Origin of the sequence: Profundicola chukchiensis (assembly GCF_029664245.1) — a bacterium.
In the GTDB taxonomy this organism is placed as follows: Bacteria; Bacteroidota; Bacteroidia; order Flavobacteriales; family Weeksellaceae; genus Profundicola; species Profundicola chukchiensis.
This window is the reverse complement of sequence record NZ_JANAIE010000001.1, coordinates 274,462-287,354: the sequence shown is the minus strand read 5'-3', so window position 1 is coordinate 287,354 and position 12,893 is coordinate 274,462. Positions and strand designations below refer to the sequence as shown.

8 protein-coding genes and 1 tRNA gene are annotated in these 12,893 nt (G+C 35.1%); 7 read left to right on the top strand and 2 right to left on the bottom strand.

The genetic code is table 11. The features are described from left to right. Positions 1-51 precede the first annotated feature (51 nt). The 4 genes from NLM59_RS01165 to NLM59_RS01150 all read left to right on the top strand — a co-directional run bounded on the left by NLM59_RS01165 (position 52) and on the right by NLM59_RS01150 (position 7,004). Positions 52-1,857 (top strand): TonB-dependent receptor plug domain-containing protein, encoded by a 1,806-nt coding sequence (locus tag NLM59_RS01165; protein ID WP_304415906.1) that lies wholly within the window; start codon positions 52-54, stop codon positions 1,855-1,857. Between the two features lie 58 nt (positions 1,858-1,915). Beyond that, the gene (gene purC / locus NLM59_RS01160) at positions 1,916-2,635 is read left to right on the top strand and encodes a phosphoribosylaminoimidazolesuccinocarboxamide synthase (RefSeq protein ID WP_304415905.1); all 720 of its coding nucleotides are present in this window, start codon (positions 1,916-1,918) and stop codon (positions 2,633-2,635) included. A 440-nt stretch (positions 2,636-3,075) separates the two neighbouring features. Further along, positions 3,076-5,883 (top strand): DNA polymerase I, encoded by a 2,808-nt coding sequence (polA, locus tag NLM59_RS01155; RefSeq protein ID WP_304415904.1) that lies wholly within the window; start codon positions 3,076-3,078, stop codon positions 5,881-5,883. A 179-nt stretch (positions 5,884-6,062) separates the two neighbouring features. Next, on the top strand, positions 6,063-7,004 hold the full coding sequence (locus tag NLM59_RS01150; protein ID WP_304415903.1) for a T9SS type A sorting domain-containing protein: 942 nt from the start codon (positions 6,063-6,065) through the stop codon (positions 7,002-7,004). A gap of 233 nt (positions 7,005-7,237) precedes the next feature. Here NLM59_RS01150 and metG read toward each other — a convergent pair whose 3' ends face one another. Continuing rightward, the gene (gene metG, locus NLM59_RS01145) at positions 7,238-9,271 is read right to left on the bottom strand and encodes a methionine--tRNA ligase (protein WP_304415902.1); all 2,034 of its coding nucleotides are present in this window, start codon (positions 9,269-9,271) and stop codon (positions 7,238-7,240) included. A 132-nt stretch (positions 9,272-9,403) separates the two neighbouring features. On the opposite strand from metG, the gene NLM59_RS01140 reads away from it, so the two are divergent. After that, entirely contained in the window at positions 9,404-9,679 is a 276-nt protein-coding gene (locus NLM59_RS01140; protein ID WP_304415901.1) for a GNAT family N-acetyltransferase, read from the top strand. Between the two features lie 49 nt (positions 9,680-9,728). Here the strand turns inward: NLM59_RS01140 and NLM59_RS01135 are convergent. Then, positions 9,729-9,802: transfer RNA gene (locus NLM59_RS01135), tRNA-Arg, on the bottom strand. A gap of 36 nt (positions 9,803-9,838) precedes the next feature. Between NLM59_RS01135 and NLM59_RS01130 the strand changes: the two genes are divergently transcribed. Next, positions 9,839-10,942 carry an ABC transporter substrate-binding protein gene (locus NLM59_RS01130; protein WP_304415900.1) on the top strand — a complete coding sequence of 368 codons (1,104 nt, stop codon included), beginning with the start codon at positions 9,839-9,841 and terminating at the stop codon, positions 10,940-10,942. 94 nt (positions 10,943-11,036) lie between these two features. Beyond that, complete coding sequence (locus NLM59_RS01125) at positions 11,037-12,890, top strand: M1 family metallopeptidase (RefSeq protein ID WP_304415899.1); 1,854 nt, start codon at positions 11,037-11,039, stop codon at positions 12,888-12,890. Positions 12,891-12,893 lie beyond the last annotated feature (3 nt).

The window sequence follows — 12,893 nt, the reverse complement described above, 5'->3', positions numbered from 1 at the left end:
ACAATAAATAAAAGTCTACTTTTGAGCTGAATTTTACAGAAAAATAATTCAATGAAAGAAATTCTTAGTTTTTTTGCATTAATCCTATTGGGGCTAAATGCTTTAGCACAAGAGGAGGTACAGCTTGATAGTGTTGTTACTAAAGGTAGAACCTATCCACTAACCATGAACAAAGTGGATGAAAATTACATCCTAATTACAAAACAAGACATTCAAAACACGCCTTCCCAAACGGTGGAAGAGTTGATTGCTTACCAAACAGGTATCGACCTTCGTCGTCGTGGTGTTGATGGAATGCAGGGTGATATTTCTATTAGAGGTGGAAGCTTTGAGCAAGTTCTTCTAATAATTAATGGTGTTCGTTTATCAGATACACAGACAGGCCACAACCTTTGGAATTTACCTTTCGATTTATCAAGTGTAGAGAGAATAGAAGTCATAAAAGGCCCTGCCGCACGTAAATTCGGCTCTAACGCGTTTGCAGGAGTTATTCATATCATCACCAAAGTAGATGACGAAAATAGTATTTCACTTCGCGGAGTGGGGGGTAGCTATGGAACTTATGATTTAGGTTTTTCGGCTAACGCAGGTACATCAAAGTTCAAAAATAGCATCAGCGCAAACTATGGAGCATCGGATGGTTATAGATATAACACCGATTATAAAAAGACCAGTGCTCACTATCAAAGTTCTTATGATATCAACCAAGGTCAAATTAATTTGCAAGCTGGTTTTGTTGAGAAAAAATTCGGAGCTAATGGATTTTATGCTTCTCCAAGTTTTAAAGATCAATATGAAGAAACACAAAACTCGATTGTTAGTTTAGGAGTTGATAAAAGAGTCAATAATTGGGGCTTTAAAGCTTCTACTTACTGGAAACGTGCACAAGACATGTACTTATTAAAAAGAAACGACCCTAGTTTCTATAGAAATATGCATATCGGAAATAATGTTGGAGTAGAAGCCTCAGCTAGTTTTATTAATGCATTGGGGGTAACCGGTATCGGTGCTGAATTTAGAAAAGAAATGCTACGTAGCAATAGCTTAGGAAGTCGTGACAGAGAAATCAGCTCTATGTTTTTAGAACACAATTTTTCTTTATTCAATAATAAATTAAATATTACTCCTGGATTCAACTGGACCAATTACTCCAACCGTGGTGACTTTTTCTACCCCGGTTTAGAAGTCGGATATGAAATCAATAAATTCAACAAACTATACGCACATGCAGCCAAAGTACACAGAATTCCTTCTTACACAGAATTGTATTATAACAGCCCAGTAGAGGTAGGAAATGAAGATTTAAACCCAGAGACAGCCAATTCATTTGAGCTAGGTTATCGCTATGTGCAACCAAGCTTTGTAGGAAAACTGAGTTTGTTCTACAAACAAACTGATGACGCCATCGATTGGGTAAAACAAAACGAATCCGATGCTTGGCAAGCTTATAACGTTGCAGATATCGAAGTAAAAGGAGTGGAGTTGACCATGCGCAAGAGCTTCACAGGATTTGTGAGTGCCTTGGAGTTGGGTTACACTTATTTAGATAAATCTGTTGCCAACGAAGAATTCGAATTATCTAAATATGTTTTAGATAATCTTAGAAATCATGTTGTGCTAAAAATGGAAAATCAATTATACAAAGACCTAAGCAGTGGAATCACTTTTCGCTATTTAGACCGTGTAGCGCTGGATAATTACAGTCTTTTAGACGCAAAATTAGATTATAGAAAATCAAACTGGAACGTCTTCACATCCTTCAATAATATATTAGGAACGGATTACACAGAATCTAACTTGGTGCCGATGCCAGGATTTTGGGTTAGCTTAGGTGCAAATTATAAATTCAAATTCTAATTTCGATTAGAAAAAAAGTATCTTTGTCTACACAATTCATATCCACAAAAATTCCACTATGGAAAAAAAAGAAATGCTATACGAAGGTAAAGCAAAGCAGATTTATGCTACCGACAATCCTAACGAAGTAATTGTATACTTCAAAGATGATGCAACTGCATTCAATGCGCAAAAGCGTGGTAGTTTCGAACATAAAGGAACCATGAACAACGCCATTACGGTATTAATTTTCGAATACCTGCGAGACAATGGAATCCCAACTCACTTTATCAAAAGTCTAAACGACCGCGAGCAGTTGGTTAAGAAAGTTGAAATTGTTCCGCTAGAGTTCGTTACACGTAACTACGTTGCCGGAAGTATGGCAAAGCGTTTAGGTTTAGAAGAAGGTGCAAAAATCGAGAATACAGTTTACGATATTTGTTATAAAAACGATGATCTTGGTGATCCATTAATCAATGATGACCACGCTGTATTGTTAGGTGCTGCAACTTATGACGAGTTGCTAGACATGTATGAGCTAACGGCTGATATCAATGATTTATTGGTTGAATTGTTTGATGAGGCAGGATTAATCCTTGCAGATTCTAAAATTGAATTAGGTATCACAAATGACGGAGAATTAGTATTGGCCGATGAGATTTCGCCAGACACATGTCGCTTGTGGGACAAAGAAACTGGTAAGAAACTAGACAAAGACCGTTTCAGAAGAGATTTAGGTGAGGTTTCAGAAGCCTATTTAGAGGTTCACGAGCGCTTACTAAAAGTCTTGAAAAAATAAATTACTCAAGCCGATCTATTCAATAGGTCGGCTTTTTTATTAGCCTATTTTAGGTAGGGCGAATTTTTATCTTGTCCATAGCTTGACAAGATAAAAACCGGGCTTTTTGTTCCAATCTTGTAATGATTTGCCGACAAAAAAATAGCATGAAAAGAGCTTCTAAGGTCGCTTTTTCATGCTGTTTTTTGTTAGCGTCAAATCATCACAAGGATTTCCACGCCAATCCCTTTCGCAGCTCCGCGCCGAAATTTTCTTCTAAAAAATACATTAGAGATACTTGCTCAAACTTTTTCCAGAATTGGGGTGATGACCACTTCGGAATTAAAATTAAAATCCCATTTCTGTCCATATCAGGCTTCTTGCATGTTTAGTCTTTTCTACTTCTAAGCCTTCGGCATTCCTCTTAAATTCCGTATATTTAGCAGCATTAATTATATTCTATGAGTTCTACCCAAAACGATAAACGCTTATTCCTATTAGATGCTTATGCATTGATTTTTAGAGGTTATTATGCATTTATTAAAAATCCACGAATCAATTCCAAAGGCCTAAATACATCAGCTATTATGGGCTTTATGAATGCGCTACTAGATGTAGTAAAGCGTGAACAACCATCACATTTGGCTGTTGTTTTTGATGTGGGTAAAAAGGAAACCATTCGCCATGAGTACTTCCCCGAATATAAAGCCAATAGAGACGAAACGCCAGAAGGTATTAAAGTAGCCGTTCCTTATATCATAGAGATTTTAGAAGCCATGCATATTCCGGTGATGTATGCAGATGGCTACGAAGCAGACGATGTAATCGGAACTATAGCCAAACAAGCCGAGAAAGAAGGTTTCACAACTTATATGATGACACCCGATAAAGACTTTGCTCAATTGGTTTCAGAGAATATTAAAATGTACAAACCATCTTCGCGTGGTAATGGTGTTGAAATTTGGGGTGTAGATGAGGTGAAAGAAAAATTTGGAGTCGATGATCCTATCAAAATTATAGATTATCTCGGAATGATGGGAGATAGCGCCGATAATATTCCAGGAATTCCGGGTGTGGGACCTAAAACAGCTCAAAAGCTTTTAGCGGCTTATGGCAGCATGGAAGGCTTGTATGAGAACCTAGATAAACTTAAAGGAAAACAAAAAGAAAACGTAACCAACTTCAAAGAACAGGCTTTTCTTTCAAAGAAACTTGCAACCATTCTTACGGATGCGCCTGTTGAGTTTTGCGAACAAAAATATAATGTAGATCGTCCTGATTTTGATAAAGTAAAAGAAATCTTCACAGAACTTGAGTTCAGAAGAATGCTAGAAAATTTATATCGAACTTATGGTGTAGAAGATAAAATCGACGAAAACAAGCCCGATATTTCTACTGGAGATCAAATGTCTATGTTTGCTACCAACGACAATGAGGAAATCGTAGTAAGTGAATCAGGGTTTAGAACTATAGAAACTGAAGACCACTTTTATCAATTGGTAGACTCGCCAATGGGTAGAAGTTTGCTCCTTAAAAAACTTTTAAAACAAAAAGAAGTTTGTATCGATTGCGAAACCACCGGTTTAAATGCGTTAGAAGCAGAATTGGTAGGTTTAGCATTCTCTTATGAAGCTGGAAAAGGTTTCTATGTGTCATTTCCAGAAGATTTTGATGAAGCAAAAGCCATCGTCGAAGAATTTAGAGAAGTTTTAGAAAGTCCAGAAATCTTAAAAATAGGTCAGAACCTTAAATATGATATGAAAGTATTATATAAATATGGTATCGAAATCACTGCACCTATTTATGACACCATGGTCGCACATTACATTATTAATTCAGATATGCGACATGGAATGGATGTATTGTCTGAGACTTATTTGAAGTATAAACCAGTTGATATTGAAACTTTAATTGGTAAAAAAGGTAAAAATCAAAAGAACTTCAGACAGATTGATATCGATGTCCAAACCAAATACGCCGTAGAAGACACCGACATTACGCTACAGTTGAAGCATACTTTTGATCCAATGCTTAAAGAAGTTGAGGCTAATAAATTGGTAGAAGAAATAGAATTTCCATTGGTGGGAGTCTTGGCCAATATGGAGCGCAACGGAATTAAGATAGATGTTGATGCTCTAAATCAAATGTCTGCGAAATTGGCGGATGAACTAGGTGCATTAGAAGAAAATATTTTTAAAGCAGCAGGATCAGAGTTTAATGTTAATTCTCCAAAACAATTAGGAGAGGTGTTATTTGATACACTTAAAATTGTAAAAAAACCTAAAAAGACAAGAACAGGTCAATATAAAACTTCAGAGGATATTTTAGTCGAGCTTAAGGATAAGCATGAAATTGTTAATCATGTCTTAGAATATCGTCAAATCCAAAAATTGAAATCAACCTATATAGATGCTTTACCAAATGAGGTAAGTCCAAAAACCGGTAGAATTCATACAACATTTGCTCAAACGATTGCTTCTACTGGTCGATTGGCTTCTAACAATCCTAACCTACAGAATATCCCTATCAGAACCGAAAGAGGTAGAGAGGTTAGAAAAGCTTTTGTTGCTAAAGATGACAATCATGTGCTATTAGCAGCAGATTATTCTCAAATCGAATTACGTTTAATCGCGGGAATGAGTGGCGACGAAGCCATGACTACATCTTTCTTAAATGGAGAAGATATTCACGCTGCCACCGCCGCACGTGTATTTAATATTCCGCTTGAGGAAGTAACTAGAACGCAAAGAAACCATGCTAAAACCGTTAATTTTGGTATTATATATGGCGTATCTGCATTTGGTTTAAGTAATCAAACAGATTTGTCTAGAAGTGAGTCAAAAGATTTGATTGACATCTATTTTGAAACTTATCCAAGATTAAAGGAATATATGGATGAGCAAATTGCCTTTGCAAGACAGCATGGTTATGTTGAGACCTTGTTAGGCAGAAGAAGATACTTGCCAAGTATTAACTCTGCAAATTTTGTTGTGCGTACTCAAGCTGAGCGAAATGCTATTAATGCTCCCGTACAAGGAAGTGCTGCCGATGTGATAAAACTGGCCATGGTGAAACTTCATGAAACATTAAAGGATTATAAAACCAAAATGTTGCTTCAAGTGCATGATGAATTAGTGTTTGAAGTTCCGAAAGATGAAGTAGATAGCATACAACCTATCATAAAATCAACTATGGAAGAGGCTTTAACATTTAAAATTCCTTTGGTTGTAGAATGTGGAATTGGTAATAATTGGCTAGATGCTCATTAGTGCTTTGTCAGATTCTTATAAATTATAGTCTCAAATCTAAAATTTACTAATGTATTAGGGTGGGTAAAGAGAATTATTAGATATTATTATAAAGATTTAATGGACAAAATTTTCTATTGTTTAAAATTATCTCTATTTTTACCTACTTAGAACAGAAAAATTATTTAAAATTTAAGTTTATGAAAAAAGTTTTATTATCTTTATTGGTAGCAGGAACTGGATTGTTGTCAGCTCAAACATTTTCTTTTGAGCAGTCAGAAGGATTTTTCCCAGGAAATATTAATGGACAAGTTGAAAATTGGTATGCCACTCCAGATGGAGCAGGCGGGTTTATTGAAGGTCAGCTTGTTACAGATGAATTAGCGAGCGATGGGTCACAATCATTTTACAATCCTCATATGGATGTGTATCCAATACAAGAAGACGGTCCTATTATTGGAGCTATGTACGATTTTCCAGAGGTGATTCCATTTGCTTCAGGTTTCACTCTTTCATATGATTTCTACGGAACTGAATGGAATGCACAGAATTCATCTGATTTTATGTTCGGTCTTGCAGACATCGCGGCTGGTTTCTATATAACTCAAATCTATTTTAGCTATGACGGTACAGTTTTATTCACTGGATTAGATGAAATGGGACAGGGTCAAGTTCACCCAACTACAGGTACATGGACAACTAATACTTGGCATAATATAAGATTAGAATATGATGGTTTATCTATGAGCTTATACTTAGATAATGAGTTAATTAGTTCAGGTGCTCCTTTTGATGGAGGATCAAACCTTGATCACATTAGACTAGTACATGATAACTATGGTGGAGATGCTTACTTTGATAACATCAGAATCAACGATACTGCAAGTACTAACGATATAGCATCTACTAAATCAGTTTCTGCTGTATATCCTAACCCTGCTAAAGATGTAGTAAATATCAAATTAGCTAATGATTTCAATGCAGCTAAAACTTTAGTAACTGTTACGAATGTATCTGGTAAAAAAGTTGCTTCTTTTGATAGCGTTAACAAAGTAAACGTTGCTAACTTACCTGCTGGAGTTTACATCTTAACTATTACAGATGGAACTAAAACAGAAACTAAGAAGTTAATCAAGAAGTAACTCTTAATTAAATATCTTACTAAACGGCTTCCAAGCAATTGGAAGCCGTTTTTATTTGCCATGAATTTTATATAAAGTAAATACCTAATTCGCTTTATAAGCTAACTATGAGCTTAAACTAGGTTTTCTCTCAAAAACTAAGGAGATTGCTCTATAAAGCAATTTTAAGGCATAAAAAAACTCGTTAGCGAGAAGACTAACGAGTTAATATTATATCCAAATTGGAGGGAGATTTATGCTATTCCAGCACCGTTTGCTGCATCGTCTTCAGGATTTACAAAGCTAAGTTTGCCATCTGCTTTATCTGTAAATAATAACATTCCTTGGCTTTCAACTCCGCGAATCTTACGTGGTGCTAAATTCACAAGAACTGTACATTTCTTACCAATCACTTCTTCTGGAGTAAAGCTTTCAGCAATACCCGAAACGATGGTTCTAACATCAATTCCTGTATCAACTTTCAATTCTAATAACTTGTCAGCCTTCTCCACTTTCTTTGCCTCTAAAATAGTTCCTACACGTAAGTCAATTTTCTGAAAATCATCAAATGTGCAAGTTTCTTTTTGTGGTTCGGCATTAGGATTCGTCATTTTATTTTGTCTTTTTGTTTCGTTTAATTTATTTAACTGGAATTCAATCGCATCATCTTCTACTTTGTCAAATAAAAGCTCTGCTTTATTCAATAATTGTCCTGTAGTAACCCATGAATCACTTTCTTCTAATTCGTCCCAGGTCTTTAATTCAAGATTCAGCATGCGTAGCATTTTTGCACTTGCCTGTGGCATAAAAGGTTCTGCTAATTGAGCTAACAAAGCAGATATTTCTAAAGAAGCTCTCATGATAGATGGAACCTCTTCTGGGTTGGTTTTAATCTTTTTCCATGGTTCTTGGACTTGTAAGAATTGATTACCCAAACGAGCTAGATTCATTAATTCACTTAAAGCATTTCTAAACTCGAACTTCTCTAAATAAGCACCAATTCTTTTTGGGTATTCTTTTAACTCTTTTAATTCTTCAAAGGTGGTTTCTCCTTCTGGAATAACTCCATCGTGGTATTTGTTAGTTAATACCATCACACGATTCAAGAAGTTACCTAAAATACCAACTAGTTCTGAATTGTTTTTAGTTTGGAAGTCCTTCCAAGTGAAGTTATTATCTTTATTCTCTGGCATGTTAGATGTTAAGACATATCTCAAAACATCTTGTTTGCCCGGGAATTCTTCAACATATTCATGAGCCCAAACAGCATGATTTCTAGAGGTAGAAATCTTATCATTTTCAAGGTTTAAAAACTCATTCGCAGGTACGTTTTTGGGTAAAATATAATCACCATGCGCTTTCAACATAACCGGGAAAATAACACAGTGGAAAACAATATTGTCTTTCCCGATAAAGTGAATTAATTCGGTCTCTTCATCTTGCCAATAAGGTTTCCAATCTTTTCCATTTTCTTCCGCCCATTTTTGTGTTGCAGAAATATATCCAATAGGTGCATCGAACCAAACATACAATACTTTGCCTGCTGCTTCATCTAATGGAACATTTACACCCCAATCTAAATCTCTGGTCATAGCACGAGGTTTTAGACCATCGTCTAACCAAGATTTAACCTGACCTAATACATTTGATTTCCAATCATCCTTATGACCTTCTACAGCCCATTCTCTTAAGAAATCTTCATATTGATCTAATGGCAAAGTCCAGTTTTTTGTTTTTCTCAAAACAGGAATATTTCCGCTTAAAGCCGACTTTGGATTGATTAATTCTCTTGGGCTCAAGCTCGATCCGCAGCTCTCGCATTGATCTCCATATGCATTCGCATTACCACAATTAGGACATTCCCCAACGATATATCTATCGGCTAAGAATTCTCCAGCTTCTTCGTCAAAATATTGTTCTGTTTCTTCTGCTTGAAAAACACCTTTATCGTAAAGGTGTGTAAAGAATTCAGCAGCGTTTTTATGATGATGCTGAGAAGAAGTTCGATCATAGATGTCAAAAGAAATTCCTAAATCAGCAAATGTATTTTTGATTAAGTCGTGATAACGATCTACAATAGCTTGTGGCGTTGTGTTTTCGCGTTTAGCACGAATAGTAACTGGAATTCCATGTTCATCGGATCCGCCCACAAATAAAACATCTTTTCCTTTTCTTCTTAAATATCTCACATAGATATCAGCAGGAATGTACACACCTGCTAAATGCCCTATGTGGATTGGACCATTAGCGTAGGGTAACGCAGAGGTTACGGTATATCTTTTTGACATAAATTCTTGTTAATGTACAAAGATAGAAAGTATGTTGTAAAATGATAGGTAATATCGGTCAAAATTCTAAGTCCGTGTCCAATTGTCTTTTATGCTGATGTATTATTTTTTACCTTTGTAAAAAAGGTTTATATGTCAGAATTAAAAGTGGTTCCCATTCATCAAAGAAAATTTGAAATGCACAAAGACGGTGTTTGTGTTGGTTATATGGATTATCACGAAGGAGTTGGTAGTTTATATTTAGATTATGTTTTTGTGGAACCAGAATATAGAGACCAAGAGATTGGTAAAGAAATCGTTAAACAAGGTATTTTATTAGCGCAGGAGAAAAATATGAGGCCAAAACCAATTTGTGGTTATGCTTCAACTATCATGAAGCGTCATAATTGGCCAGAAGAATTAGTCTAAATTTAGAACATAGAAAAAGCCGCTTGAAAAAGCGGCTTTCTTGTTTTAGTGACCACGGAAGGAGTCGAACCCTCAACCTTCAGAGCCGTAATCTGACGATCTATCCAATTGATCTACGTGGCCATTTACGGGGTGCAAATATACAATTATTTTTAAATTATGAACAAAACTTTTATTTTCTTATTTATAAATATATCACTTTTTCTTTTAATTTCATGTGAAAAAGATTCATCTTCAAGTATTAAGGAGATTAATGTACATGAAAAAGATTCTTTAAATATTTTTAAAAATGCTTCATCCGTAGCTTTATTTGAGGAAGATTCTATTTGGAACTACCAGATTAAATTAGATAAAAGCACCAAGTCCATCAAAATTCCTAAAATTAAGTTGCCTTTAAAAAATATGGCAATTTTATCGGCATCTAGCGTTGGATACCTAGAAGCATTGAATGGTTTAGATGCAATCAAAGGTGTTTTTGATGCTCAATGGATTTATAGTCCAGCACTTCATCAGCGAATTAAGGATAATCCTAACTTAGACCAAGGAAATTTATCGGCAATTAACTTAGAGAAAGTCATTGCTTTAAATCCCGATGTAGTTATTGGTTTCTCAGATCCAAACATGTCTAAAACTTACCAAAGGTTAGAAGAGGCAGGTATTTTAATGATTTATGCAGATGAATATAATGAGAAAACGCCATTAGGAAAAGCTGAATTTATCAAGTTGTATGGCGTTTTAATCGGAAAGTTAGATGCGGCAAACGAACTATATCAAGAGATTGAAACAAACTATCATTCTTATAAAGATTTAGCTTTAAAACAAGAAAATAAACCTACCGCCTTTGCTGAAATTATGCGTGGTGATATTTGGTATATGCCAGGAGGAGAGAGTTTTGCTGCTCAGTATTTTAAAGATGCGGGTGCAAACTACTTATGGTCAAATGATGACAGCCAGGGAAGTGTGAAACTTAATTTTGAACAGGTTTATGAAAAAGCGGCAGAAGCTGATTTCTGGATGAATGCTTCAGATTTGTCCTCTTTAAACGAAATTCAAAAATCTTATATTAACCATGATTGGTTTAAAGCTTATAAGACCGCAAAAGTATATTCTCTGTCTAATAGAATGAACACCGCCGGTGCTAATGATTATTTCGAAACAGGATCGGTTCGTGCAGATTGGGTTTTAAAAGATTTGGTTTATATTTTTCATCCAGAAGTATTTCCTAATCATGAATTATTCTTTTATCATAAGTTAGGTAAATAGTACTTTTAGTCTTTATTTCATGGTAAAATCGCTAAACTTTAGCTAAAGTTGAGCAAATTCGTTAACAAACAATAAAATATCTTATTTTAGCTTTATGAAGAAATTAAGTTGGCTTTTGATGGCCTTTATTTGTGTTCCGTTGAGTGCACAAAGTTATTGGCAACAGTTCGTGGATTATAAAATGGATATCCACATGCAGGTAGATAAATTCCAATATGATGGAAAAATGGAGGTTACTTACTCCAATAATTCAGATGATACATTGGATAAAATCTATTTTCATTTGTATTATAATGCTTTTCAACCAGGTAGTTTGATGGATGAAAGGCTGAAATCTATTGAAGATCCAGATAGGAGAATGACAAACAATGTCGGGACGAAAGATAATCCTATTTACGAAAGTAGAATTTCTAAGTTAACGCCCGAAGAGATTGGCTTTGTGAAAATGAATAGTATTCATCAAAATGGCAAAGCATTAGATTTTAAATCTATGGGGACTATTTTAGAAGTTAGCTTAAAAGAGCCTTTAGGTCCTAAATCGAGCACAACTTTGAAACTTGATTGGAAATCACAAGTACCAAAAATCATTCGTAGAGGCGGTAGAGATTCTAGTGAAGGGATTGACTTTTCTATGACACAATGGTATCCTAAAATCGCACAATATGATAATGAAGGATGGCATTTAGATGAATATATCGGTCGTGAGTTTTATGCGCCATTCGGAAATTTTGACGTTAAAATCACTCTTCCATCAAATTATATAGTTGGAGCATCTGGTGAATTACAGAATGAAGACAGCATGCCAGGTTATTCAAATAAAAAATTCAAAAAGAGATCTAATGTAACTTGGAATTTTAAAGCAGAAAATATTCATGATTTTGCTTGGGGAGCTGATCCAGACTACGTGGTAGAGAAGCAACAAGTTCCTAATGGACCAGTTTTATATTATTTATATGACAAAAATTTAGATAAAGAATTTGTAAACCATTGGCAGACTGCAAAGCCTAAAGTAGTTGAGTTCTTCCAATTTATGGATAAAAACTTTGGAGCTTATCCATGGAGCACGTATAGTATTATTCAAGGTGGTGATGGTGGAATGGAATATGGAACTTCTACCTTAATCACAGGGAAACGTAATTTTGAAAGTTTGTTGGGGGTGATTTATCATGAAGCTGCACACTCTTGGTTCCAGCATTTATTTGCTTTTGATGAAACGAGAGACGAATGGATGGACGAAGGTTTCACAACTTATGCAGAGGCAGCGGCTATGGCTGAAATCATGGATGCAAACAAAAATCAAATTAATCCTTTCCAAGGAGCTTATAATGGATATTATCATTTGGCTCAAAGTGGAAAAGAAGAGCCGATGAGTTTATTGGCAGATTATTATGACACCAACTTTGCTTATAGTTTAGCAGCATATTACAAAGGGCAAGTTTATGTTGCCCAGCTAGGATATATAATTGGTGAAGACGCTTTGAAAGAGACTTTCAAGAAGTTTTATGCAGATTGGAGCATGAAACATCCTAAATTAGGCGACTTCCAAAAAGTAGCTCAAGAAGTTTCTGGAATTAACTTAAAGTGGTATAACAATCTATTCGTTAATACCATCAGAACCATTGATTACGGAGTTGAAAAGGTTGAAGGTAGAAAAGTTTCACTAAAAAATCATTCTAACTTCGCCATGCCTTTAGACGTTCTAGTAACTTATAAAGATGGCAGCAAAGAGTTGTTTTATATTCCAATCAATGCTATGAGAGGTAGTAAAGAAAAAGAAAATAAATTCTACCAAGGTATTAAATCAACACAATTAAAAGATTGGGGTTGGACTTATAATTCTTATGAATTTGAGGCAGCTAAAGATGTTCAAAAAGTGGAAATTGATTATACACAAAGATTAGCAGACGTAAATAGAGCGAATAATATTTATCCAGCACCACAACCATAATAT